Genomic DNA, 24810 nt, shown 5'->3' on the forward strand with positions numbered 1-24810 from the left:
CCGTGCGATCCTTGCGCCAGACAGACCCGATTCAACGACGAAGGGTTTAACCCGTGAACGCTCCCACGATGGCGCACCGACTGGCCGCAGAATTCGTCGGTACATTCTTGTTGGTTCTCGGGGGTTGCGGCGCAGCTGTTTTCGCAGCCGACCCCGCCGAGGACAGCTCGGTGGGTATCGGATTCCTCGGTGTCTCACTGGCTTTTGGCCTGACTGTGCTGGCCGGCGTATACGCATTCGGCACGATCTCCGGCGGGCACTTCAACCCGGCAGTCACCCTCGGTGCCGCGCTGGCCAAGCGCGTGGAATGGAAGGCGCTGCCAGCATATTGGGTCGTCCAGGTGATCGGTGGCCTGGCCGCCGGCGCCGTGATTTATTGGGTCGCCAAGGGTAAGCCAGGCTTCACCGCGACCGGCCACCTGGCCGCCAACGGGTACGGTGAGCACTCCCCGTTCCACTACTCACTGGCCGCGGTGGCGATCACCGAGGTGCTGATGACGTTCCTGTTCCTGCTCGTCATCCTCGGCGCCACAGATAATCGTGCGCCAAAAGGGTTCGCTGGCCTGGCAATCGGTCTGATGCTCACGCTGATCCACCTGATCTCGATCCCGATCTCGAACACGTCGGTCAACCCGGCCCGCTCGACCGGTGTCGCATTCTTCAATGCCGACGGCGCACCGGCCCAGCTGTGGGTGTTCTGGCTGGCGCCGCTGGTCGGCGCGGCCCTGGCCGGTGTCCTCTACCCGCTGCTGTTCGGCCGCAACGAAGAGCTGGCTGACCGGCCGGTGCGCGACGACGCCCTGGAGACGTCCTAGCAAGGCGCTCAGCGCGCCGCGCCGGCGGCGCCCTTCTCGGTCGATTTACCAGCATGCGTCAAAGTGCCAGCGGCACTTTCGAGATGGGCCCGCACGAACCATTGGAACTTCTCCAGCGCGGCGGCGTGGCCGATGAGCAGATCCTGGGTGACCGGATCCAGATCCTCGGTGGTGTCGATCGCCTTGCGAAGATCCTCGATGACGCCGTCGTAGACCAGATCCAGAGCAGCCAGATGCGCCGGCACGGTGTCGCGGCCGACGGAGTAGTCATCCCACGTGCGGTCCTTGAGAATGGCGCCCGGCGTGCCCTGCGGTGACCGTCCGAGTGTCGCAATCCGCTCGGCGACCTCGTCGGCATAGCCGCGGACGAGTTCAACCTGCGGGTCGATCATCTCGTGCACGCCAATGAAGCTGGGGCCCACGACATTCCAGTGCACGTGCTTGAGGGTCAGGTGTAGGTCGTTGTAGGTACTGAGCTGCTTCTGCAACAGATCGGCGACCTTGCGGCTCTTCGCGTCCGACAAACCGGGGACGGTGAATTTCGAACCCATGTATCGCTCCTTCGTGCTTTCGCTGTAGACACCCCGCATACCCGGCCTGCCCTGCAGGAAACCCGAAGCGCGCTACAACTTGCTGATCTGCTGAACCGGGAGCCGGGCGCCGCGACGCGGTTCCTGGGCGAGTCCGCTGGCCTGGAGCATGCGCACCACGCGATAGCGGTGCGGGCGCATCGGTTCGAGAAGCTCCACCATCCCGGCGTCGTCCACCGGACGGCCGATCAGTGTCCAGCCGATCATCTTCGAGACGTGGTAGTCACCGATCGACAGTGCGTCGGCGTCGCCGAAGGCCCGCTGGGCGACCTCGGCCGCCGTCCATACGCCGACACCGGGAAGCGTGGTCAGCGCTTCCCTCGCCTCGAGCACGGGACGGCCCGACAACCGCTCGAGCGTGGCCGCCCGCTGCGCGCAGCCGACGACCGTGCGGGCCCGGCCAGGGTCCACGTTGGCGCGATGGAACTCCCAGGACGGGACGCGCCGCCATGCCTCGGCCGATGGTGGCACCCGCATCAGGGCGGGCGCGGGGCCCGGGGCCGGGGTACCGAACTTGGTGACCAGCAGCCGCCAGGCTCGAAACGCGTCTGCACCGGGCACCCGCTGCTCGATCACCGCGGGAATCAGTGCCTCCAACACCCGAGCGGTGCGGCCCAGTCGGAGATGGGGGACCCGCGCGGCGGCGGCCGCCACGACCGGGTGCTGCGGACGGAAGTCACTCGCGTCGTCGTCGAAGCCCAGCAGCGCTGGCAGCGCATCGACGTACTCCTGCGCCCCCTCGCCCCAGGCCTGGCAGGCCACAGTGTCGGGGGCGGTGCGGTGGATCCGAGCGGTGACGGGACCGCTGGCCTGCAGGCTGGTCCGCCAGATCGCCCGCTGCGCGTCGAGCTGGTAGCACGGGTCGCCCGGCCCGCGCCGCTGCGGCGCCAAAGTGAGCCCGGGGCTGACCGGACCGGGGAAGACCAGCGTGCGCTCTTTCGCGTCCAACGTCAGTCCGGGTCGACGCTGATGTCAGCCTTGTTCGGGTAGAACGCAACGTGTCCGGCAATGGCGGCGACCGCTGGATACGGCTCTTCGTAGGTCCAGATCGCGTCGTCCACGGTCGTCCCCGCCGCGGTGACGCTGTAGTAGGTCGCATCACCTTTGTACGGGCAGTACGTCTGGGTGTCGGTGCGGGTCAGCACGGCGGGGTCCACGTCACCGATCGGAATGTATTGCACTACCGCGTAAGTGGATTCGGCAAGGCCGAGCGCGGCGCGGGTGTCGGCGACCAGTTCACCGTTGACCCGGACCTGTACGCGCCCGCCGGTCGGGGTGATCGTGATCGGATGCTCGGCAGTGGGCTGCTTGATCTCTCGTGTGCTCATCGGAGGTTCTCCCTGCTCTCGGCGTAGTTCATGCAACACCGCAGCACATCGATGATTCCCACGCTACGGCCGACGGGCGATGGCGTCTGCGACAACGGCAATCGGCGACGTCGTCGACCGGCCCCCTGCCTCGTGCCGGTCGGCCACTTTGTAGGCGGTGTACATCCCGCGCACGCCGAGCCAGCGGAACGGTTCCGGTTCCCAAGTGCGCGAGTGGTGACCGACCCAGGGCAGGGCGGTCAACGGCGTGGACCGCTTGAGCACCAGGTCGGTCAGGGTCCGGCCGGCCAGGTTGGTCGCCGTGACGCCGTGGCCGACGTAACCGCCGGCCTCACCCAGTCCGGTGACCGGGTCCAGGCTGACGCCTGCCGACCAGTCGCGGGGCACGCCCAGCACGCCGCACCAGCCGTGCGCGATCGACACCCCCCGGGTCTGCGGCAGGACAGTGTTGAGCACCCGGGTCAGGTATGTGATGGTGTCGGCGCCGACGGCCCCGTCGTGATCGATGCGGGAGGCGTAGCGATACGGCACCGCCCGGCCACCGATCGCGATGCGGTTGTCGGCGGTGCGCTGTGCGTAGAAGAATCCGTGCGCCAGATCGCCCACCGTTTCGCGGCCTTCCCAGCCGATGCGTGCCCAAACATCGTCCGGTATCGGTTCGGTGGCGATCATCGCGCTGTTCATCGGCAGCCAGCGCCGCCGCAACCCGCGCATCCGGGGCGTGAAGCCCTCGGTGGCGCGCAGCACGATCGGTGCCCGCACCGCGCCCATCGGCGTCTGGGCCCGTCCCGGGCCGATCGCCGTCACGGGAGTCTGCTCGTAGATGGTCACGCCGAGACGTTGGACGACGTCGGCCAGACCGCGGGCCAGCTTGGCCGGCTGGATCCGCGCGCAGTGCGGGTTGAACGAGCCGAGCACCAGGCTGTCCACCCGTACCCGCGACGCCGCTTCGGCGGCGGTCAGCATCTCGATGCCATCGGTCCCCCACTCCCGGTCCTCGTCGGCCTCGGCGCGCAACCGCCGGGCCTGGGCCGCGTTGCGGGCGACCTCGAGGTTGCCGCCCTTGACGATGTCGGCGTTGATGTTCTCCCTGGCAGCCACCGCGATGACTTCGTCGACGGCTGCGTTGAGGGTCTGCTGCCAGGCCACCACATTGTCTCGGCCGTACTGCTTGGCCAGCAGCCCGCGGTGGCCGGGCGCCAGCCCGGACAGCCAGCCGCCGTTGCGCCCGGAGGCGCCGAACCCGGCAAAACGGGCCTCCAGCACCGTGATCCGCAGCGACGGGTCGGCCTGCTTCAGGTAGTAGGCGGTCCACAGCCCGGTGTACCCGGCACCGACGATGCAGACGTCGGCGTCGCGGTCACCGGGCAGGGCGGGGCGAGGTTGGGGAAGTTCGGTGAACCAGTGCGAGACGGCGCCGTTGATCGTGGGCATCCTACGAATCTAGAGCGCGCGGCGGTGATACCGCGCCATCGCCTCGAGCGCCGGCACCCAGGACATCCTCGGGGCCCGATGTCAGGCAACGATCAGCTGCCCGTGCATCGTCGGGTGGTAGGTGCAGTGGTAGGCGTATGTTCCCGGCTGCGTCGGGGCGGTGAAGGTGGCGGTGCCCTTCTCGCCGATCTCGACGTTGAACGCATTGCCGGAGTCGGCGGTGACGGTGTGCTCGACCCCGTCGGAATTGGTCACAGTCACCGTGGCGCCGGGCGGCACCGGGGCCGGTGAGGTGAATTTCATGGCGGCGATGGCAATCGTCGGGCCCGCGGCCTGCACTGCGGTCGGCGACGCGGACGACGGTGCGGACGACGGTGCCGACGTGGGCCCCGCCGAACACGCCGCCACCAGCAGGACAGCGGCGATCAGAATAGCGACCGACAGCACAAGGATGCGTGGCGTCATACGCGGGACACGTAATCGGCTGGCCTCCGGTTCAGTCCGGCTTGGCCGCCTTCGCCTGTCGTTTGGCCTCACGCAGCCCGACCCAGAAACGTGCGGCCTCTCGGACGGACTCTTCCACCGGCCGCGGCTCCCAGCCCAATTCACCGACGGCCTTGCTGTGGTCGAGCGGGCCCTCGGCGCGCATCAGCCGCAGCGAACCCAGGGACAGCTTCTCGTCGGTCTTCTGCAACCGGGCCTTGGCGGTGCCCATCGCGGCCAGCGCGTAGGCGAGCGACAGCGGAATCGTCCTGGCGGGCGGCGGAACTCCGGCCTCGACGGCGGCAATCCGGGCCACTTCGGCATTGCTGATCATCTTCTCCGAGATCAGGTAGCGCTCCCCCACCCGGCCTCGCTGCGCGGCCAGGATCATCGCCCGGGCGGCATCCTCGACTCCGACGGCTTCCAGCTCGATACCTCCCATCACGAACGGCAGCTTGCCGAACGCCGCGCCGGCGATGATGGCGCCGTGCGGGGTGCGGCCCCAGTCGCCGGTGCCATAGGTGGTCGACACACACATCGCGATCGCGGGCAGGCCGTACTCGCGCGCATAGCGCAACACCAGTTCCTCGGCCTGGACCCGGGAGCGGACGTAGGGCGTCAGGCCGCGGTCGTCGATGACGTCGTCCTCGCTGGCGGTCCTGCCGCGGCGACGCCCGACGGTGACGTAACTACTGGTGAAGATAAACCGGTGCAGGCCTAGATCTTTGGCGATTTCGAGGACATTGCGGGTGCCCTCGACGTTGGTGTGGAACAGCGGCGCGGGATCGCTCAGCCAGCCGCGGGTGTCGACGACGCAGTAATAGACGTCGTCGCATCCGGCCATCGCCTCGCGCAACACCGCGTTGTCCCAGATATCGCCGACGAACCGCTGCACGTCGAGATCGTCGATCGAGATGGTGGAAGCATTGGCCCGCACCATGACCCGGACCTGATGCCCGGCGGCGACCAGTTGGCGGGTGACGTGCGAGCCGAGGAATCCGTTGGCCCCGATGACGAGCTTGGGCGCGCTCACTTGAATCCCCCGTTGGCGCGCATCCAGGCGGCCGCCTCGTCGTCGAGGGTGCCCAGCTTTTCGGCTTTCTTGCACCACTTCATCCCGGCTTGCAGGAAGCGCAGCGGGTTGTAGATGTCCTCTTGGCGCGACCACAGCCCGTCACCGGCGTAGGTGACGATCGAGATGTTGGTGGCGCTGATGATCGTGCCGTCACCGGGATCGCGCATGGGGTTGTCCAGCTCGCAGATGACCCGGCCGGTGTCCTCATCGAACACCGCCCACAGCGACGGGAACTCCGTCATATAGCTGCCGGGGAAGCTGCCCATCGTCGTGGTGATCCAGGTCCGCACCTCGTCGCGGCCCTTCATCGTGCCCATCGCGTGCTCGATGTAGTCGACGTCGGGGGTGTAGTGACTCACCCAGGCGTCCCAGTCTTGGCTGCGAGCGGCGGCGTCGACCGTCTGCTCGAAAATTGCGAATGCTTCGGTCAGTTCTTCACGGGAGAATCGCGCCACAGCATCAAACTAGAACAAGTTCTAGTACGCATGTCGCGAATCCGTCCCGATTCGGGCTCAGCGGTCGGTCTCGCGGCGATTCCGGCCCTTGGCGGCATACAACTGGGCGTCGGCGTGCGCGTACAGCGCCGCGATGTTGGCGGTGTCGCCGGGCTGCGACGCCATCCCGAAGCTCGTGTCGGGAGTGTGGTGCCTGACATCGCCGACGAACCGCTGTGCAGACGACGTGCCGCGGTCGGTGCGGTCGGCGACGCATGCGGCGAACTCGTCGCCGCCGAGTCTGGCCAGCACCGCGCCTTCTGGCACCAGGCCGCGCCATCGGCGCGCATGACCCGCGAGGTGCTCGTCCCCTGCCTGATGCCCGAGGGTGTCGTTGATCTGTTTGAAGCCGTCGAGATCCATCACGATCACTGTGATGGTCGTCATTGGTGATCGCCTACGAGCCAAGAGGTCTCGCGTGGCGATCTCCCATCCGGCCCGATTCAGCAGGCCAGTCAGCGGGTCGGTGCACGCGCTGGTGACCAGGGCGCGCATCACGAGCCCGAACGATTCCGCCGCCCCGACGATCGCGACGGCCCAGATCAGGTAGTCGATGTAAAGCTTGGGCAGCGGCGCGACGGCCAGCGCCACAACCGAGGCCAGTGTGAGAAGGCCGATGAGCACGACGGCCCGCCGCGGTGGATAGAACGCCCGCAAGTACATCGCGAGGAACATCGGCGCGATCAGGCAGGCAAACTCGGCGCTCATCGCGATGTGGAAGGCCATCACCAACGGGGTCGCGACGATGGCCGCCAGCGTCGCGGGTCCTGGTTTATCCGGTTTGGCGGCCAGCCAGAGCAACGCCGCGACGCCCAGGCAGATGGCCAGCATGCCGCCGGTCGGGTTCGCGTACGTCAGATCCTTGCGGATCGGCCAGATGGTGAACACGACACCGTAGGCGTACAGGAAGGTCGTAAGGCCCAAATAAATTCGCAGCAAGCGGATCTGCTGGGCGCCGTAGAAATCGCTGCCGGTGTAGGCAAGCAGCTTCACCCGATACATGCGGTCCCGCTTAGTGGTGGGCGCCGGACCGCCGCTCCGGCGAAGCCGCATTACGTCAAACTTTCCTGGTCAGGACCGGCCACGTTGCCGGCTAGCCAATTGTGACACCGACGTAGATTAACCGCAGCAGACATGCGCACCCGGGATTATCTGAATGACAGTTGAGGTTGAATCGGGCATGTCGCACGACTATCACCGCAATCCGGCGGCCGTTTCCGCGTTGTCTCCCGAGCAGTACCGGGTAACCCAGGACAACGGCACCGAGCGTCCCTTCACCGGTGCGTACTGGGACAACCACGAGCCGGGCATCTACGTCGACGTCGTCTCGGGCGAGCCGTTGTTCGCCTCGATCGACAAGTTCGACAGCGGCTCCGGGTGGCCCAGTTTCACCAAACCGATTGACACCTCCAACGTCGTGACCAAACGGGACTTCAGTCACCTGATGGTCCGTACCGAGGTTCGCTCGGCCAATGGCGATAGCCATCTGGGGCACGTGTTCAAAGACGGGCCGCGCGCGCAGGGAGGGTTGCGCTACTGCATCAACTCCGCTTCGCTGAAGTTCATCCACCTCGACGATCTCGAGGCGCAGGGCTATGGCAACTACACGAGTTTGTTCGAGACTTCCAAGGAGGACGTGTGAGCGACACCAAGACGGCGATATTGGCCGGCGGTTGCTTCTGGGGCATGCAGGACCTGATCCGCAAGCAGCCCGGCGTGGTATCCACCCGGGTCGGCTACACCGGCGGCCAGAACGACCACCCGACCTACCGCAACCATCCCGGTCATGCCGAGGCGATCGAGATCGTCTACGACCCGGCCCAGACCGATTTCCGCGCACTGCTGGAGTTCTTCTTCCAGATTCATGATCCGAGCACGAAGAACCGGCAAGGCAATGATGTCGGCACCAGCTACCGGTCGGCGATCTTCTACCTCGACGACGAGCAGAAGCAGGTCGCCCTGGACACCATCGCCGACGTCGACGCCTCCGGGCTGTGGCCGGGCAAGGTGGTCACCGAAGTGACGCCGGCCGGTGACTTCTGGGATGCCGAGCCAGAGCACCAGGACTATCTGGTGCATTACCCGAACGGGTACACCTGCCACTTCCCGCGGGCGGGCTGGAAGCTACCGAAGCGAGCGCAGGTCTAGGGTCACCCCTCCGGCCCGGGTGTGCGGTTTCGTACGCAACTCGCCGCAGCTACCGTATGAGAGCGCACACTCGGCGCGTCGCGCGTCAGTTTCGTCGATGCACGACGACGCGCCCACCCTTTTTCGGCGTGAACGCCACCCCGCGCGAATGCCATTTCTCACCCGGCGCGGTTGTTGTCGCAATGGTGAAGTGACGCAACACCGTTCGTAGGACGACGTCCATCTCCATATTGGCGAAGGCGGCGCCGATACAGCGACGGGTACCACCACCGAACGGTACCCAGGCGAAGGTGTTGGGCCTGGCGTCGAGGAAGCGCTGCGGGTCGAACCGCTGCGGATCGGGGAACATCTCGGGGTTCTCGTGCAGCTGATTGAGGCTGACCATTACCGAATAGCCCTGCGGAACCCGCCATTCGCCAAGTTCGTAGATCGGCGCCATGACGTGCCGGCCGGAGAAGTCGATCACCGTCCGGTTGCGCTGGATCTCGAAAATCGTCGCTTGACGGTAGGTGTTGTCGTCGGTCTCGGCCTCGGCAACCAGGCGGCGCAACACTTCCGGATGCCGGGAGATCCGTTCGAACGCCCACGCCAGGGTCGACGCGGTGGTCTCGTGACCGGCGGCCAGCAGCGTCAGCAGCTCGTCGCCGATCTCCACGCGCGTCATCTTCGAGCCGTCCTCGTAACTGCTGCGCAGGAACAGCGACAGCACATCGGTCCGGTCCTCGAAGTTGGGGTCGCGTTGCACCCGATCGATCAGTGTGTCCACCAGACCCTCGTATTCACGACGGTATTCGGCGAGTTTCCCCCAAGGGGTCCAGGGCAATTCGCGTTTCGGCGCGGGCAGCACCGCCAGCCGTGAGCCCAGGGTCACCCACCTCGGGATGAGGTCACGCAGGCGTTCCAGCTCGTACCCGTCGGCGCCGAAGATCGCTCGCAGGATGATGTTGAGGGTGATGTGCATCATCGGCTCGAGTGTGGCGAACTCGGTTCCCTGCGGCCATGATTCGACCTCGCGCAGCGTCTCCTCGATCACGATCTGCTCGTAGGCCTTGATGCTCTTGCCGTGAAAGGGCGGAGTGAGCAGCTTGCGCCGTGCGCGGTGCTCGACACCATCGAGAGCGAACACCGACCCCTTGCCCAGAAGCCGGCTCAGGTTGGGCTGGATGTTGTAGAGAACGTCGGGACTGGTAGTGAAGATCTGTTTGGTCAGCGCGGGGTCGGACACCAAGACGGCATTGCCGAACACCGGCACCTGCAGTGTGATGCTGCGCCCGTAGCGGCGAGTCAGCCAGTCTGACGTCGACCGGCGCGCGGCCACAAACGCCACCTTGATCAGGGCGCTCGGCAGCCCTGGAGTCGGTGGCAGCTTCGGTTCGACTACAACCGGACGATCCCTGGCCGATGTCGCCGGCCCGGCGGCTCCGACGGTTGGCGCTTCGCTCATCGGTGAGGCCTTCCAGTACTGGCGTGGTACCGCGTTGTACCACGGGGTTGCGGGGTACGGTACCCTTCGGTACCAGGCCCTGACAAGGGGCTGGCGCAATCGGACGGCAACGGAAGGAGTCGGATGAGCACCACGGCTGTTGACGAAGCCGCCGCCGTCGGGCGCAACGACGACTTCCGCCAGCGGCTACTCGACGGGCTCGCGGTCTCGATCGACGAACGCGGCTACCGCGACACCACCGTCGCCGACATCGTCCGGTACGCCCGCACCTCGAAGCGCACGTTCTACAGCCAGTTCGCCACCAAGGAGGAGTGCTTCGCCGAGCTGCTGACGGCCAACAACGATGAGCTCGTCGCCACCATTCGCGATGCCGTCGACCCGCGCGCACCCTGGGACGAGCAGGTTCGCCAGGCCGTGGTCGCCTACGTGCACACCATCGAAGAACGACCGGCCATCACGCTGAGCTGGATCCGTGAGCTTCCGGCACTGGGTGAATATGCCAGGCCCACACTGCGCCGCGGGTTCGGTCGGCTCGCGACGATGATCGTCGAGTTGACTACCAACGAGGGTTTTCGCACCGCCGGCCTGGCACCGATATCGCATGCGGCGGCGGTGATCCTGGTCGGTGGTCTGCGCGAGCTCACCGCACAGACCGTCGAGGACGGCAAGCCCACCACCGACATGATCGAGCCCATAATCGCGGTCTCCCTGGCCCTGCTGGGCCCGAAGTCTTCTGCGTGAGAACGACTCTCACTCGGTGAGGCGCGGGACGACGAATGCGAATGCCCGCGGGAACCCCAAACGCGACAATCGGCCGCGCCGAATGTCGTCGATCGGAACAACCAGCACCTCACCGGACGACGGCTCGTAGCAGTGGGTGGCGACGCCGTCGATCTCGGTCAGCAGCACCCAGTGCCGGGGCAGCACCGCACCGATCAGCATCGCCACCGGCCAGCCTGCGGCAACCGCATCGCACACGTCGGCCAGCCGGTCACCACAGCACGCCGACCGCCACCGATAGCGCACGCCGCGGGACGCACTGTGCACGGTCAGCGCCCGGGCCACCCCCGCCGGCGTCGCGCCCAGCGCAAGTGGCCACACCACGTTGATCGCCCGGTGTACGCGTGCCTGCTCGGCCTCGAACCACGACTGCGCGTCATCGGATCGCAGCGGGGCTCCGTAGTGGGCATCCAGCAGTGCGCCGGCCAGCACCGCGACGCTGGGACCACAGCTGAACCCGTCGCGCTGGTGCAGCCCGCTCACGACGGCGGGAAACCCCGGGTGGCCGCCACCGGGCCCCAGGTCTGAGGCAGCTCGGCATGGTCCACAGTGTCGGCTTTGACGATCCTGGGCGACATACGACCAACTCTAGGCTCGCGGGTCTGGCTTCTGCGTAGGCTCAAAGCGCCGCTTCGAACCGACGGAGGATCTCATGCGTTTGTCGACCCGCAATCAGCTCAAAGGCACCATTGTCGAGGTTCACCTTGGCGCGGTGATGGCCACGGTGAAGGTCCGCCTCGACGGTGGCGATCAGGTCGTGACGGCGTCGATCACCAAGGACGCCGCAGAGGAACTGGGTCTGACCGAAGGCCAGCCCGCCACGGTGCTGGTCAAATCGACCGAGGTGATGATCGGGGTTCAGTGATATGACCACCATGCGCGCCCAACGCTTTTACGCCGATACCAAAACCGTTGCACTGGAGGATGTTCCCATCCCCGAGCCCGGCGACGGCGAAGTCCTGGTCAAGGTGGCGTTCTGCGGCATCTGCCATTCCGACCTCAGCCTGATCAATGGCACTTTCCCGGCCCAGCGTCCGGTGGTCACCCAGGGGCACGAAGCCTCGGGGACCATCGCCAAGCTCGGCCCTGGTGTCACCGGCTGGTCCGAGGGTGATCGGGTCGTCGTCGCTGCGGGCCGCCCATGCGGGAAGTGCGCCAACTGCCGCCGCGGCGACCTGGCCAACTGCATGCGAATTCAGCTGATGGCCTTCGCCTATGACGGCGCATGGGCCGAATACACCGTCGCGCAGGCCTCAGGACTGACCCGGGTGCCTGACAACGTCCCGCTGGAGCAGGCCGCGATCCTTGCCGACGCGGTGTCGACGCCCTTCGGCGCGGTGGTGCACACCGGCAAGGTGGCGGTCGGGGAGTCGGTCGGGGTGTGGGGTGTCGGCGGCGTCGGTACCCACATCGTGCAGCTGGCCCGTCTCGTCGGGGCAGTTCCGGTGATCGCCGTCGACATCAATCCGGAGGTACGCGAGCGCGCGCTGGAACTCGGCGCCGACTACGCATTCGATTCGCGTGACCCCGATTTCGCCGACAAGCTGGCGCAAGCCACCGGCGGGCGCAATCTCGATGTGGCGTTCGACGCGGTCGGATTGAAGGTCACCTTCGAGCAGGCGCTGAATTCGCTCACGATCGGCGGCCGACTGATCGGGGTGGGCATGAGCGCCGAGGCACCGACAGTGGGACCGACGTCGATGTTCAATCTGGTGCAACGCCAGGTGCTCGGCCATCTCGGTTACCACAACACCGATATCGAGACGCTGGCGCAGCTGGTGTCCCGCGGCCGGCTCGATCTGTCCCGATCGATCAGCCAGATCATTCCGCTCGAGGACATCGCGGACGGGATCCGCATTCTCGAGCACGCCGAAGGCAATCCGATCAGGGTGCTCGTTCAGCCTTAAGCCTTTTGGCGCCGAGCGTCACTCCGGCGTCACGGTGGGCGCCGAACGCGGCTCCGGCGCGACGCTCGGCGGGAATGCCGGCCGGTGACTAAGCTGGCGTGCCTCAGAAGGAGCGCACATGTCCGCCGAACCGAAAAGCCAGCCTGGCCATATCCGGCTGACATCGCACCGCGGCGCCGACGACGCGCTGCCGATCAGCTGGGGTGCGGCCACCGCCGGCGAGCGCGGACCACTGATCGGAACCACCAGCACCCGAAGCCACCGCAATGTGATCGGCACTCACAGCGGCTCCTACAGCGTCTACCGCGCACTGGCCGTCGCGGCCGGCGCGCTGTCCCGCGAGCATCGGGCGGACCTGACCAACACCTCCCCCACCGATAGCATCGGCCCGTACCCGCAGTGGAGTCGTCCCGAGGCGATCGTCAGCCTGGACCCGTGGGGCGCCATGGTCGCCGACGCGTTCGCCGCCGAGCTGGCCGCCGGCCAGGACATCCGCCCGACCATCGCGGTCACCAAGGCGCACGTGATCTTGCCGGAGATCGCCGACGCGATCGACAGGGGCCGGCTGGTTCCCGACGGCCGGGTGCTGCTGCCGGGCGGGGCAGCACTGGTGACCAAGGCCGCGATCGAGCCGGTCTGGTATCTGCCCGGTGTCGCACAACGTTTCGGTTGCAGCGAGGCACACCTGCGCCGGGTGTTGTTCGAGGAGACCGGCGGTATGTATCCCGAACTGGTCACCCGCTCCGATCTCGAAGTGTTCCTGCCTCCGATCGGCGGGCAGACTCTCTACATCTTCGGCGCCCCAGGCGATCTCGCCGATCCCACGGTCGAGCTGACCGCCCGCGTGCATGACGAGTGCAACGGCTCGGACGTGTTCGGTTCCGATATCTGCACGTGCCGGCCCTATCTGACGCATGCGATCGAGGAGTGCATCCTCGGCGCGCAGCGCGGCGGGGTCGGGCTGGTCGCGTACTCCCGCAAGGAAGGCCGAGCGCTGGGCGAGGTGACCAAGTTCCTGGTGTACAACGCCCGCAAGCGCCAAGAGGGCGGCGATACCGCAGAGGCGTACTTCGCCCGCACCGAATGCGTAGCCGGAGTTCAGGACATGCGGTTCCAGGAGCTGATGCCAGATGTGTTGCACTGGTTAGGGATCCGTAAAATCCACCGGCTGGTCTCGATGAGTAACATGAAATACGACGCCATCGTCGGCTCGGGAATCGACGTGGGCGAACGAGTCAACATTCCCGACGAGCTGATCCCGGCCGATGCCAGGGTGGAGATCGACGCCAAGATGGCCGCCGGCTACTTCACTCCCGGCCCAGTGCCCGATGCCGACGAACTGAAGAAGGCCAAGGGCCGCGGGCTGGAGGGCTGATGGGTTCGGCCATCGAGGTCGACGTCGACAGCCCGGCGGGCGCCGCGGCGGCATTGCGCAGCACCCATACCGTCCGGGAGCGGGCCGCGGTGCTGACTCAGCGAGCCCGGGCCGGCGGGTCACCGTGGTTCACCGTGCACGACGACGCGCTGACGTCGGCGGCGACGCTGGTCGCCGACGTCACCCGGGACAGCTATCCGGATCTGCAGATCCCGTTCCACAGTCGATGGCGCCACTTCGAGGCGGGCGGCGTGGACCGTAAGACCGACCTCCTTGGCGCCGCCGATGCCCGGGCGCTGGTCGATCTCACGGTGGTCAGCGTGCTGCTCGACGCCGGCGCGGGGCCATCGTGGTCCTACCTCGAGCCAGGAACGGGTCTTCGGCTGAGCCGCTCAGAAGGCTTGGGTGTAGCCAGCTTTCACGCCTTCACCGCGGGCCTGTTCTCGTCGGACCCCGACGACCCGCTGCGCGTCGACGCCGCCGGGCTGGCAGGCCTGACCGCGCAGCAGCTGGGCGCGGCGTTTCAGGCCGACGCCGCCAATCCGCTGGTCGGGCTCGATGGCCGGGTGGCGATCCTGCGCCGGCTCGGGGCCGCACTGTCCGCCACGCCGGAGGTGTTCGGTCCAGACGGCCGCCCCGGCGGACTACTCGACGCCGTGCGTACGCCGGGCCAAGGCTCGGTGCGCGCCCACGACATTCTCACCGCGATCCTGACCGCGCTGTCGCCAATCTGGCCGGGCGGCAGCATGATCGGCGATCAGCCGGTCGGCGACTGCTGGCGCCACCCCGCGCTGGGTGGGCCCGGCCTGACCGCGGGATGGATGCCGTTTCACAAGCTGTCCCAGTGGCTCACCTACTCCCTGCTCGAGCCGTTCGGCTGGGCCGGGGTGGCAGTGACCGATCTCGACGAGTTGACCGGACTGCCCGAGTACCGCAACGGTGGTCTGCTGCTGGACACCGGGGTGCTGGGTCTCCGAGAAGCCGAGTTTGCTTCCCAAAACTTCACGGCGGCAGATGAACTGGTGGTCGAGTGGCGAGCGCTGACGGTGGCTCTGCTCGATGAGCTGGCACCGTTGGTGCGTCAGCAGCTCGGGGTGGACGCCGAGCAGATGCCGCTGGCGCGGGTCCTGGAGGGCGGTACATGGGGCGCCGGCCGGCGACTGGCTCAGCAGCTACGTGGGGGCCTGCCGCCACTGTCCATCCTCAGTGATGGCACGGTGTTCTGATGCGCGACGTCCACGTCATCGACCACCCGCTGGTGCAGCACAAGCTGACCTTGATGCGCCGGGAGGAAACGTCGACCAACACTTTCCGCCGGCTCGCCAACGAGATGGCCACGCTGCTCGCTTATGAGGTGCTGCGCGACACCCCAACGCACAAGATCGAGGTGCGCACCCCATTGGAGACGACGACCGGCACCGTCATCGACGGCAAGAAGCTGGTGTTCGTCTCCATCCTGCGAGCCGGCACCGGCATCCTGGACGGAATGCTGACCGTCGTGCCCGGCGCCCGCGTCGGCCACATCGGGCTGTATCGCGATCCGAAAACTCTTGTTGCCGTTGAGTACTACTTCAAGATGCCCAACGACCTGCACGAGCGCGAGGTCGTGGTCGTCGACCCGATGCTGGCCACCGGCAATTCGGCGGTGGCTGCGGTCGACCGGCTCAAGGAGTTCCGGCCCCGCTCCATCAAGTTCGTCTGCCTGCTCACTTGCCCGGAAGGCATCGCCGCGCTGCACGACGCCCATCCCGAGGTGCCGATCTACACCGCGGCGGTGGACCGCGGTCTCGACGAGCACAGCTACATCGTGCCGGGTCTCGGCGATGCCGGGGACCGGCTGTTCGGCACCAAGTAGGGCGACAGGTTTGTCAGCCGGCGGCCGCACGCAAAACGGCCAGGCGCTGTTGGTATTCGGTTTCGTTGATCTCTCCGCGGGCGAACCGCGCAGCAAGGAGCTGCTCGGGTGACTCGCCATAGGGCAGGAGCGCAGGGACCGATCTCGCCTGGGGTGCGCCGGAGGTGAACCGGACCAACGCGACGATCCCGACGATGATGAGGATCCAGAACAACACCATACCGATCGCCATGCCTGTGTATCCCCATCCGCTCATGTCGTGGTCGTACCAGAACATCATGGGAACTCTCCTTTCTCTACTGTCAGCCGGTGTAGTTGAGGGTCGTCATCATTCCGGCGTCCATGTGATATCCGTTGTGACAGTGCAGCATCCAGATCCCTGGGTTGTCAGCGACGAGCTTGACTGCCACAGTCTGCATCGGTTTCACGATGACGGTGTCCTTGCGTGGGCCCGGGCTACCGTCGGCTTTGATCACCTGGAAGGTATGTCCGTGCAGGTGCATCGGATGCCACATCATGCTTGCGTTGGTGAAGGTCAGGGTGGCGTGCTGCCCTCGACCGACGGTCAGCGGGACGGTTTGATCGTAGGGGCGGCCGTTGATCATCCAGTCGTAGTGCATCATCGAGCCGGAGAGTCGGGCCTGCAGGTCGAGTTCGCTGCCGGTCGGAAGTTGGACTTCCGTTGTCGCGGTGAAGGTGTCGACGGCGCCGACTCGGCGGGACAGTTCCGGCGGCCGGTAGTCGGCGCCCGGGCCGGCTCCCGCGCCGGTGGACAACAGGGCGCGGGCCACAGCGTTCTTTCCTTCGGCCGAGGCCACCAACGGGAACACCCCGTCCCCGGCGGTGATGACCACGTCGTAGCGCTCCCCCATCCCGAGCAGGACCGCATCGACCTCAGTGGGCACGACCGGGAAACCGTCGGTATGGGTGACGGTCATGCGGTGCCCGGCCAGGGCGACCCGGAACGCAGTGTCGGCGGCGGCGTTGATGATCCGGATTCTGATACGTTGTCCCGGCTTTGCGGTGAATGTGCTCGCCGCAGCGGGAATCCGCCCGTTGATGAGGTAGTAGGGGTAATTGACGTCGCCGGCGTCGCCACCGAGCAAATCACTCGTCCCCACACCGCCCATGCCAGGCATTGAGCCCATGCCGCCCATGGCCATCGACCGCAGCCCGTCGAAGATCTCCTGGGGGCTGCGGCCGACTCCGGAGGTCCAATCGTCGAGCATCACGATCCACTCGGCGTCATAGCGTCCGGGCTCGGCTGGGTCGTCGATGATGACCGGTAAATACAGGCCGTAGTCGGTGCCCAGCCCGGTGTGCGGATGGGCCCAGTACGTCCCCGGATACGGCGAGCTGAAACGGTAGGTAAAGCTCTCCCCAGGCGCGATGTCGGGGGTGGCAGGGGCGGCGCCGTCCATATCGTTGCGCAGTGCGATTCCGTGCCAGTGCACCGACGACGGCTGGTCCAGGTTGTTGTCCACGGTGACAGCGATCTCGTCGCCGACATTGGCCCGGATCAGCGGACCGGGAACTTGCTGGTTGTAGGCCAGGGTGGCGGCCCTGGTCCCGCCGAGGTCGATGTCGGCCGAGCCCGGGGTGAGCCGGGCGGTGACCGTCGTCCCGGTGTGGGGTCGGGCGGCTTCTGCCGCATCGATCGCAGCGGTTGCGGTGGGGCCACTGGGAGTGGTGTCGGGGGTGGAACGGCTACACGCCACCACGGCGGCGCCGAGAGCGCCGGCGGCGAGAAAGCCGCGCCGAGTCAAGGGTGTCGCGGCTAGGTGGTGTGGACTCATCGCCGATCCTGCTGTCTACGCTTCCTTGGCCTGTTCACGTCAACATCCCCTCGCTCGGTCGGACGCTTCGATCCTCCGGCCCCAACCCTGATCCGCCTCGTTAGTGCTTGCCCTAGGCGTTCAGTGAAGATTCGATAAAGAACGTCGACCCACGCACCATTGGCGCTGTCGCAGTGCCAGATTCAGAAAGTGCTCGGGATCTCAGTGGGTGTGGTCGTGATGACCGTCAGTATCCAGACTCGACTCGGAGATCGGCAGGCCAGGATTAGTGGGCGCCGGCGCGGTGGCAGGCCCGCTCATCGCCTCCTCGCGCGGCGGACCCACGGGCTCCGTAGGGTGCTGATGGCCTGGCACCGGAGCATCGTGGGCCACCTGATGGTCATCCCGTGCTTCGGCCGGGCCGTGGTGATCGGCGTTATGCCCATAGAGCCCAGAGGCCAGGCCCGCCGTCACCGCGGCAACCATAACCGCGTTGGCGCCAAGCAGTACCAACGCCCTGCCAAGGGTCGACACCTGTTCTGCGCGAGAGCGGCGAACCCACGCCCATGTCGCGCCCATGATGACGTAACACTGCAGCAGAAGCACGCAGATGCCCGCGGCGTCTACCGCTTCGGGCTGGCCGGCGGCGGGCCCAAATGCGGCACCTCCGGTCCGGGAATGGGCCCACAGGGCGACTGCTCCTGCGTTGGCCGCGATGCCGATCGCCAGTACCAACGCGGTCGGGCGCGACCAAATGAGGAACACCCACATCAGTTGCAGTGAACCGATCGAGACGAAGAACACCCCCGATGGCACCCAGTGCGCCCAGTGCATCGGCGCGACCGCGAAGTGAATCGCCGCCGCGCCCGCGGAAGCGATCGCTGCGCAGCGCGCAGCCAACCGGCTGTCACTACGTCTCCCTGCCCTGGTAATCACGGCCGTCATGGTTGCACCGCAGCACCGCCCGCGACGAGCAGCACTGCATAACGTTCCGGTGCCGGATCGGCTACGGCGCTCGCAGTGTTCTCCCAGGCAACGGTCAGGCCGGGATGGGTCAATGGCGAATGTGACAACGACGTTTCAAGCATCGCTGCCGCAGGACTCCGAAGAGGGTGCCACACCACCGACGCGCCCAACGCGCTGGGAGCGGGCCGGGCTGGTGCTCCTGCTCGTCGGAACCGCGGTCATGTACCTGTGGAACATCACCGTCAACGGGATGGGCAACCAGTTCTACGCCGGCGCCGCCCAGGCCGGCTCGAAGAACTGGGAGGCGCTGCTGTTCGGTTCGCTCGACTCGGCCAACTTCATTACCGTCGACAAGCCGCCGGTGTCCCAGTGGGTGATGGGATTGTCGGGTCAGCTGTTCGGCTTCAGTAGCGCCAGCATGCTGATTCCCGAGGCACTGATGGCGGTGGCCACCGTCGCATTGCTCTACGCCGCGGTGACCCGCATCTGCGGCCCCCGCGCCGGTCTGCTGGCGGGCGCCGCGTTGGCGCTGACCCCGGTGGCGGCCCTGATGTTCCGGTTCAACAACCCTGACGCCGCGATGGTGCTGCTGATGATGGCGGCGGCGTACTGCACGGTGCGAGCGCTCGAGCGGGCCAGCGGCAGGTGGCTGGCCTGGGCTGGTGTCGCACTGGGTTTCGCGTTCCTGGCCAAGATGCTCGAAGGGCTGCTGGTGGTCCCGGCCGTGGGGCTGGTGTATCTGCTCGCGGCCCCGACGACGTTGCGGCAGCGAATCCTGCACCTGCTCGGTGCCATGGCGGCATTCCTGGTGTCTGCGGGCTGGTTCGTCGTGCTCACCGTGGTCTGGCCGGCGACGTCGCGTCCCTACATCGCCGGCTCGACCGACAACAGCTTCATGGACTTGGTGATGGGCTACAACGGTTTTGCCCGGGTAGCCGGCCGCAATCACATGAACTTCGGTCCGAGTGATCCGATCGGTAACTCGGTGGGCACCCAGCTCCGTCACCTCGGCTTCGGCGGTATGGACCAGCACGAAGGGTTGAGTCGACTGTTCTCCGGCGAGTTCGGCTTCGAGATCGGCTGGCTGATTCCGGCGGCGCTGGTCGCACTGATCCTCGTGCTGATTTCGCGGGGACGCGCCCCCCGCACCGACGCGGTACGGGCCGGCGCACTGTTATTCGGTGCATGGTTGGTCATCGACGGGCTGGTGCTGAGCTACATGAAGGGCATGGTGCACCCGTACTACTGTCTGTCGTTGGCGCCCGCGGTGGCCGGCACGGTCGCGATCGGCGCCCACGAGATGTGGGTGCGCCGCCAGTCCCGGTTCGGCCGGATCGGCCTGACCGCGCTCGTTGCGGTGACCGGCATCTGGAGTTGGTGGGTAATGGGCCGCAACGGCGATTGGCTGCCGGCTCTGCGGTGGACCATCCTGGTCGGCACCGTGCTCGCCGCGGTCGCACTCGCGCTGTCGGCGCCGCGCCGGCGTCGTGTCACGGCCGTCGCCGCCGCACTCGGCGTGATCGCGGTGCTGGCCGGCCCGACGGCGTATGCGGTCGCCACGCTCAACTCCCGCCATAGCGGAGGCGGGCCGACCGTCGGGCCCGCGACGTCCAAATCTGGCTCCGGGCGGGCTTTCGGCGAGTCGGACGACAACCCGCAGCTGGACGACCTGTTGCGAGCGACCAAGACCAAGTGGTCAGCGGCAGTAGTCGGCTCGGCGACGGCGGCCGGTCTCGAATTGTCCTCCAGCACCGCGGTTATGGCGATCGGTGGGTTCACCGGCGCGGACCCGGTGCCGAGCCTGGGGCAATTCAAAGCCGACGTTTCCGCCGGCCAGGTGACGTACTACGTCGTTCAGCGAGACTGGCGAGGCAAGCCCGGCGGGTGGCCTGATAATCGCAACCACAGCGGCATCACCGACTGGGTGACCGCCACATTCGCGGGCACCCAGGTCGGCGACACCGACGTCTACGACCTGACCAAACCCAAGTAGTCAGGCGGCCGAGACCAGTTCGCCGGCCTCACGGCGCTGCCTGGTCGGCAATGCCAGCCTGACGATCTTGCGGACCACCGTGCCGAACTGCTTGGGCAGCGGCCCCGCGTTGTACGGGATGCCGTAGCGCTCGCACACCTCGCGAACGTGCGGAGCCATCTCTGCGTACCGGCGGGCCGGAACGTCGGGGAAAAGGTGGTGCTCGATCTGGTGCGAGAGGTTGCCCGACAACAGGTGGAACAGCTTGCCGCCGGTCAGGTTGGCCGAGCCGAGGACCTGCCGGAAGTACCACTGGCCACGGGACTCGTTGCGGGTCTCCTCGACAGTGAATTCCTGTGTGCCGTCTGGGAAATGACCACAGAAGATGATCGCGTAAGACCACACGTTGCGGATCAGGTTGGCCGTCAGGTTTCCGGTGAACACGAACGGCGCGAACGGTCCGGCCAGCAGCGGGAAGGCGACATAATCCTTGAGCAGCTGGCGGCGGGTCTTACGCCAGATCGCTTGCAGAACATCGCGTTTGTCAGCCAGCGAGATCTCGCCGGACCGGATGCGTTCGGCTTCCAGTTCATGCAATGCGACACCGTACTGGAACAGCACCATGAGCAGGAATGCGTACACCGGGTTGCCAAGGTAATACGGCCGCCAGCGTTGATCGGGGCTCATCCGCAGGATGCCGTAGCCGATATCGCGGTCCATGCCGACGATGTTGGTGTAGGTGTGGTGGGAGAAGTTGTGCGAATGCCGCCACTGGTCGGCCGGGCAGGCGGTGTCCCACTCGAAGGTGCGCCCGGCCAGCGCCGGGTCACCGGTCCACTCGTACTGGCCGTGCATGACGTTGTGGCCGATCTCCATGTTGTCGAGGATCTTCGAGACGGCCAGCAGTGCGGTGCCGGCCAGCCAGGCCGGCGGGAAGATGCCCGCGAACAGCAGCGCGCGCCCGCCGATTTCCATGGCGCGCTGTGCCTTGATGACGCGGCGGATGTAGTCGACGTCGGTCTGGCCGAGGTCGGCGATCACCTTTTCCTTGATGGCGTCGAGCTCTCTGCCGAACGCGTCGGCCTGCTCGGGTGTCAGCCTGGTGGGTTGGGATTCCCTTTCGTTTCACAGCGCAATGTCGACGTCACCGACGGGAACGGACACGCAGATCTGCACGTCCTCCTCGTCGGCGGTCGACACCGCGCCGGTGGTCACGTTGCGCACGGCACCGCGATGCTTGCGGCGGGTGCAGGTGTGGCAGATGCCCATCCGGCATCCGCTGGCGGGTTTCAGTCCGGCGTCTTCAGCCTGGTCCAGGAGTGGACGCCCATCGTCTTCTGTGTCGATACCGCTGTCCCTGAAGCTGATTCGACCACCCGACGGGGCGTCGGGGACGACGAACGGCATCGGGACGAAGCTCTCCGAGGAGACTCTCGCGCAGTGCGTGCGCACCGCCTCGACCAGTGCCGGCGGTCCGCACACGTACACCGCGTCCGGATCGGCCATGGCGGTCTGCAGGTGTTCCGGCCCGAATCGGCCGGTGAGCTCGCCGCCGGGCGAGCGGGTATAGCCGTGCAGGACCCGGATCGGCAATGTCGCGAGTTCGGCCCGGTAGCAGGCTTCGTCCGGGGTCCGCGCGTAGTGGATGAAGGCGATCTCGCCATCGAAGTTGTCCGCGTGCAGGGTGCGCAGCATGGACATCACCGGCGTGATCCCACTGCCGCCGGACACGAACAGGATGCGCCGGGGCGTGCGCTCGGGCAGCACGAAGTCACCGGCTGGTTCCGAGAGCCCGACCACCATGCCGGGGCGGGCATGCCGGTACAGGTGGTTGGACACCAGGCCGCCGTCGTGGCAGCCGATCGTGAGCTCGATGAGCGGTGCCCCTTGCGCACTGGCCGGCGAGTAGCAGCGGGTGTGGCGGCGGCCGGCGATCTCCACCGTGAGGTTCAGGTGCTGGCCGGCGCGGTGGCCCGCGACGGCCGCATTCGGGGCGAGAAGCAAGGTGACACTGCGCGGGGTTGTCCGTCGGACGTCGACCACCTTGGCCCGTGCGTCGGTGGTCCAGGTGGGGTCCACCAGCTCGGTGTAGCGGTCGACGCCGTGCGGACCGGTGAGCAGATCGACCAGCGGCGAGCGGAGCACCTTCTTGGTCAAAGTTTCAGTGAACATATGTACACAGTCGTCGTTGAAACTGCACGTCGTCAAGGAATTGGACCAGAGTGTGGTAGCGTTCACAACAGTGAACAGTCGTACGCCGAGCTCACGGCGCGAACGGTCAGGGAGGTCCCGTTCGCGGGATACGCCGTCGCGCGAGGAGCGTAAAGAGGTCACTCGCCGGGCGATCATCGCGGCCGCGCTCAAGCTGCTCGACGAGCGTAGTTTCAGCGGCTTGAGCCTGCGGGAGGTCACCCGCGAGGCCGGGATCGTGCCCGCGGCGTTCTACCGACATTTCGAATCGATGGAAGCCCTCGGTTTGGTCCTCATCGACGAGTCGTTCCGCACGCTACGAGAGATGCTGCGCAGCGCCCGCGCCGGCAAACTCGACCCAAACCGCGTGATCGAGTCGACGGTGGAGATCCTCGTCGCAGGGGTGGCCGAGCAACGCGAGCACTGGCGGTTCATCGGACGCGAGCGTTCCAGCGGCGTGACAGTACTGCGGTACGCGATCCGCACCGAGATCCGGCTGATCACCTCGGAGTTGGCCACCGACCTGGCCCGCTTTCCCGCCCTGAACACCTGGAGCACCGAAGACCTCAACATCTTGGCCAGCCTGTTCGTGAACTCGATGATCATCATCGCCGAAGCGATCGAGGACGCCCACGATGCGGCCGCGCTCGACGAGATCAAGCGCACTGCGGTCAAGCAGCTGCGGATGATCACCGTCGGCGTCAACGCCTGGCAGCCCGAGCAAGGCGGGGACGCAGCCGAGCTTTAACCGGCGAACACGTGCAGTCTGGGCGCATCCGGGTATACCGCCGCCATGGAAAAGGCCCAGCCGGCGGTGCTCTTCGACATCGACGGCACCCTGATCGATTCGAACTACCTACACGTCCACGCCTGGCTGCGCGCGTTTCACGAAGCGGTCCTGCCTGTCCAGGCCTGGCACATCCACCGCTCGATCGGGATGGACGGCGCCACGCTGGTCGACGAACTCTCCGAGGGCGCCGACGACGATGTGCAGAAGCGGCTCAAGGACTTACACACCCGGTACTACGAGGCTGGCGGTGAGCTGCTGACCGCGTTGCCCGGCGCACGCCAGCTGCTGCACCGGGTGGCCGAACTCGACCTGCAGGTCGTGCTGGCGACCTCGGCGCCGGAGAACGAACTGGCCATGCTGCGTTCGACCTTGGCTTGTGATGATCTCGTATCGGCGATCTCCTCCTCAGAAGATGTGGAGCAGGCCAAGCCCAGTCCCGACATCGTCAACGTCGCTCTGGAGAAAGCCGGCGTGACAGCGCGCGACGCTGTGTTCGTCGGCGACACCGTCTGGGACGTCGAGGCCAGTGCCCGCGCCGGGGTGCCGTGTATCGGCGTGCTCTCCGGCGGAGTGTCGCGCGGTGAGCTCGAAGATGCCGGCGCCGCCGCGGTTTTCAACGATGTCCAGCACCTGTGCGAGCACCTCGAGGATTCGCCGATTGCCGTGCTGATCGGTCGCCGATGACCCTCGACGAGCTGGTGACGCTCTATCGCGACCCGCCCGACGGGGTGCGGGTCAACATGATCATGTCGCTGGACGGCGCGGCCGAGTTCGGCGGCCAAGCCGGGCCGCTGTCGGATGCGACCGACCAGGGGCTGTTGCGTGCCCTGCGCGGCTATGCCGACGTGGTGCTGGTCGGCGCGGGCACGGTGCGTGCCGAGGGCTACGGCCCGGTGCGATTGACCGCCGACCAGTGTGCCGAGCGGTGGGAACGCTCGGGCGTCGCTTCCGCCCCGCCGATCGCGGTGGTGACGCGTACCGGCCACGTGCCCGCATCGTTGTTCGCCGCCCCCGCGCAGCGTCCCATCCTGGTCACCACCGCGCACTTGGCGCACGCCCACCCGGAACTGCGTGAACACGCCGATCTACTCATCGCCGGCGACACCGCGGTCGACCTCGCGGCAGCAGTGACGGCCCTGCGGGCGGGCGGCATGCACCGGATTCTCTGCGAAGGTGGTCCCACCCTGCTCGATGAGCTGGTGGCCAACGACCTGGTCGACGAGATGTGCCTGACCATTTCCCCCACCCTGGCCGCAGGACCCGCGACGGACCGCCCCGGAGCGCCGGCTTTGACCGCGCCCACCCGCTTGGCGCTGGGCCACGTCGTGACCGTGAAGGACTACGTCTATCTGCGCTACGTCCGCCCCGGTCACGACGCAACTCCGTGAG

28 protein-coding genes are annotated in these 24810 nt (G+C 66.8%); 13 read left to right on the top strand and 15 right to left on the bottom strand.

Annotation, left to right across the window (positions count from 1 at the left end):
* The first annotated feature begins 53 nt into the window (after positions 1–53).
* Positions 54–815, top strand: coding sequence for an aquaporin Z (aqpZ, locus tag G6N38_RS10080; protein WP_163747399.1), 762 nt, complete (start codon positions 54–56; stop codon positions 813–815).
* A gap of 8 nt (positions 816–823) precedes the next feature.
* Here the strand turns inward: aqpZ and G6N38_RS10085 are convergent, their stop codons facing one another.
* The 8 genes from G6N38_RS10085 to G6N38_RS10120 all read right to left on the bottom strand — a co-directional run bounded on the left by G6N38_RS10085 (position 824) and on the right by G6N38_RS10120 (position 7212).
* On the bottom strand, positions 824–1366 hold the full coding sequence (locus G6N38_RS10085) for a Dps family protein (RefSeq protein WP_163747400.1): 543 nt from the start codon (positions 1364–1366) through the stop codon (positions 824–826).
* Between the two features lie 72 nt (positions 1367–1438).
* A complete protein-coding gene (locus tag G6N38_RS10090) occupies positions 1439–2353 on the bottom strand; it encodes a DNA-3-methyladenine glycosylase family protein (RefSeq protein WP_163747401.1) in 915 nt (304 codons plus the stop codon).
* Between the two features lie 2 nt (positions 2354–2355).
* Positions 2356–2733, bottom strand: coding sequence for a DUF427 domain-containing protein (locus G6N38_RS10095; RefSeq protein ID WP_163747402.1), 378 nt, complete (start codon positions 2731–2733; stop codon positions 2356–2358).
* 63 nt (positions 2734–2796) lie between these two features.
* The gene (locus G6N38_RS10100; protein WP_163747403.1) at positions 2797–4167 is read right to left on the bottom strand and encodes an NAD(P)/FAD-dependent oxidoreductase; all 1371 of its coding nucleotides are present in this window, start codon (positions 4165–4167) and stop codon (positions 2797–2799) included.
* A gap of 81 nt (positions 4168–4248) precedes the next feature.
* Positions 4249–4632 (bottom strand): cupredoxin domain-containing protein, encoded by a 384-nt coding sequence (locus tag G6N38_RS10105; RefSeq protein ID WP_163747404.1) that lies wholly within the window; start codon positions 4630–4632, stop codon positions 4249–4251.
* A 31-nt stretch (positions 4633–4663) separates the two neighbouring features.
* Positions 4664–5683, bottom strand: coding sequence for an NAD-dependent epimerase/dehydratase family protein (locus G6N38_RS10110; protein WP_407662961.1), 1020 nt, complete (start codon positions 5681–5683; stop codon positions 4664–4666).
* Positions 5680–6180, bottom strand: coding sequence for a nuclear transport factor 2 family protein (locus G6N38_RS10115; protein WP_163747405.1), 501 nt, complete (start codon positions 6178–6180; stop codon positions 5680–5682). Before G6N38_RS10115 ends, G6N38_RS10110 begins: the two co-directional genes overlap by 4 nt.
* A 57-nt stretch (positions 6181–6237) precedes the next feature.
* On the bottom strand, positions 6238–7212 hold the full coding sequence (locus G6N38_RS10120) for a GGDEF domain-containing protein (RefSeq protein WP_163751918.1): 975 nt from the start codon (positions 7210–7212) through the stop codon (positions 6238–6240).
* A 187-nt stretch (positions 7213–7399) separates the two neighbouring features.
* On the opposite strand from G6N38_RS10120, the gene msrB reads away from it, so the two are divergent.
* Together msrB and msrA are read left to right on the top strand one after the other, a co-directional pair.
* On the top strand, positions 7400–7861 hold the full coding sequence (msrB, locus tag G6N38_RS10125; protein ID WP_163751919.1) for a peptide-methionine (R)-S-oxide reductase MsrB: 462 nt from the start codon (positions 7400–7402) through the stop codon (positions 7859–7861).
* The gene (gene msrA / locus G6N38_RS10130; protein WP_163747406.1) at positions 7858–8367 is read left to right on the top strand and encodes a peptide-methionine (S)-S-oxide reductase MsrA; all 510 of its coding nucleotides are present in this window, start codon (positions 7858–7860) and stop codon (positions 8365–8367) included. Before msrB ends, msrA begins: the two co-directional genes overlap by 4 nt.
* Before the next feature lie 85 nt (positions 8368–8452).
* Here msrA and G6N38_RS10135 read toward each other — a convergent pair whose 3' ends face one another.
* Positions 8453–9811: a cytochrome P450 gene (locus tag G6N38_RS10135; RefSeq protein WP_163747407.1), complete on the bottom strand. Its 1359-nt coding sequence runs from the start codon at positions 9809–9811 to the stop codon at positions 8453–8455.
* Between the two features lie 123 nt (positions 9812–9934).
* Between G6N38_RS10135 and G6N38_RS10140 the strand changes: the two genes are divergently transcribed.
* A complete protein-coding gene (locus G6N38_RS10140) occupies positions 9935–10552 on the top strand; it encodes a TetR/AcrR family transcriptional regulator (RefSeq protein ID WP_163747408.1) in 618 nt (205 codons plus the stop codon).
* Between the two features lie 9 nt (positions 10553–10561).
* Here the strand turns inward: G6N38_RS10140 and G6N38_RS10145 are convergent, their stop codons facing one another.
* Positions 10562–11074: a hypothetical protein gene (locus tag G6N38_RS10145; protein WP_163747409.1), complete on the bottom strand. Its 513-nt coding sequence runs from the start codon at positions 11072–11074 to the stop codon at positions 10562–10564.
* Positions 11075–11243: 169 nt separating this feature from the next.
* Between G6N38_RS10145 and G6N38_RS10150 the strand changes: the two genes are divergently transcribed.
* The 5 genes from G6N38_RS10150 to upp all read left to right on the top strand — a co-directional run bounded on the left by G6N38_RS10150 (position 11244) and on the right by upp (position 15728).
* Positions 11244–11456, top strand: a complete 213-nt coding sequence (locus tag G6N38_RS10150) for a TOBE domain-containing protein (RefSeq protein WP_163747410.1) — start codon at positions 11244–11246, stop codon at positions 11454–11456.
* A gap of 1 nt (position 11457) precedes the next feature.
* A complete protein-coding gene (locus G6N38_RS10155) occupies positions 11458–12498 on the top strand; it encodes a zinc-binding dehydrogenase (protein ID WP_163747411.1) in 1041 nt (346 codons plus the stop codon).
* Positions 12499–12616: 118 nt separating this feature from the next.
* Positions 12617–13873, top strand: a complete 1257-nt coding sequence (locus G6N38_RS10160; protein ID WP_163747412.1) for a GTP cyclohydrolase II — start codon at positions 12617–12619, stop codon at positions 13871–13873.
* Positions 13873–15099 carry a URC4/urg3 family protein gene (locus tag G6N38_RS10165; protein ID WP_163747413.1) on the top strand — a complete coding sequence of 409 codons (1227 nt, stop codon included), beginning with the start codon at positions 13873–13875 and terminating at the stop codon, positions 15097–15099. Before G6N38_RS10160 ends, G6N38_RS10165 begins: the two co-directional genes overlap by 1 nt.
* Complete coding sequence (upp, locus tag G6N38_RS10170) at positions 15099–15728, top strand: uracil phosphoribosyltransferase (RefSeq protein WP_163747414.1); 630 nt, start codon at positions 15099–15101, stop codon at positions 15726–15728. The genes G6N38_RS10165 and upp overlap by 1 nt, the downstream gene beginning before the upstream one ends.
* Before the next feature lie 13 nt (positions 15729–15741).
* Here the strand turns inward: upp and G6N38_RS10175 are convergent, their stop codons facing one another.
* From G6N38_RS10175 to G6N38_RS10185, 3 genes are all read right to left on the bottom strand, one after another.
* Entirely contained in the window at positions 15742–16008 is a 267-nt protein-coding gene (locus G6N38_RS10175; protein WP_163747415.1) for an SHOCT domain-containing protein, read from the bottom strand.
* 22 nt (positions 16009–16030) lie between these two features.
* Entirely contained in the window at positions 16031–17524 is a 1494-nt protein-coding gene (locus tag G6N38_RS10180) for a multicopper oxidase family protein (RefSeq protein ID WP_163747416.1), read from the bottom strand.
* A 201-nt stretch (positions 17525–17725) separates the two neighbouring features.
* Entirely contained in the window at positions 17726–18448 is a 723-nt protein-coding gene (locus G6N38_RS10185; protein WP_246227844.1) for a hypothetical protein, read from the bottom strand.
* A 112-nt stretch (positions 18449–18560) separates the two neighbouring features.
* Between G6N38_RS10185 and G6N38_RS10190 the strand changes: the two genes are divergently transcribed.
* Positions 18561–20462 (top strand): glycosyltransferase family 39 protein, encoded by a 1902-nt coding sequence (locus G6N38_RS10190; protein ID WP_163747417.1) that lies wholly within the window; start codon positions 18561–18563, stop codon positions 20460–20462.
* On the opposite strand, the gene G6N38_RS10195 is transcribed toward G6N38_RS10190, so the two are convergent.
* Together G6N38_RS10195 and G6N38_RS10200 are read right to left on the bottom strand one after the other, a co-directional pair.
* Positions 20463–21539, bottom strand: a complete 1077-nt coding sequence (locus G6N38_RS10195) for a fatty acid desaturase family protein (RefSeq protein WP_163751921.1) — start codon at positions 21537–21539, stop codon at positions 20463–20465. It lies immediately after the preceding gene.
* 27 nt (positions 21540–21566) lie between these two features.
* Positions 21567–22613: a ferredoxin reductase gene (locus G6N38_RS10200; protein ID WP_163747418.1), complete on the bottom strand. Its 1047-nt coding sequence runs from the start codon at positions 22611–22613 to the stop codon at positions 21567–21569.
* Between the two features lie 70 nt (positions 22614–22683).
* Between G6N38_RS10200 and G6N38_RS10205 the strand changes: the two genes are divergently transcribed.
* From G6N38_RS10205 to G6N38_RS10215, 3 genes are read left to right on the top strand one after another with little or no spacing between them, the layout of a single operon-like run.
* Positions 22684–23379, top strand: coding sequence for a TetR family transcriptional regulator (locus G6N38_RS10205; protein ID WP_163747419.1), 696 nt, complete (start codon positions 22684–22686; stop codon positions 23377–23379).
* A 45-nt stretch (positions 23380–23424) separates the two neighbouring features.
* Positions 23425–24105, top strand: coding sequence for an HAD family hydrolase (locus G6N38_RS10210; protein WP_163747420.1), 681 nt, complete (start codon positions 23425–23427; stop codon positions 24103–24105).
* Positions 24102–24809 carry a pyrimidine reductase family protein gene (locus tag G6N38_RS10215; RefSeq protein ID WP_163747421.1) on the top strand — a complete coding sequence of 236 codons (708 nt, stop codon included), beginning with the start codon at positions 24102–24104 and terminating at the stop codon, positions 24807–24809. Before G6N38_RS10210 ends, G6N38_RS10215 begins: the two co-directional genes overlap by 4 nt.
* Position 24810: the final 1 nt, after the last annotated feature.

Origin of the sequence: Mycolicibacterium helvum, assembly GCF_010731895.1 — a bacterium.
GTDB classification, from domain to species: Bacteria; Actinomycetota; Actinomycetes; order Mycobacteriales; family Mycobacteriaceae; genus Mycobacterium; species Mycobacterium helvum.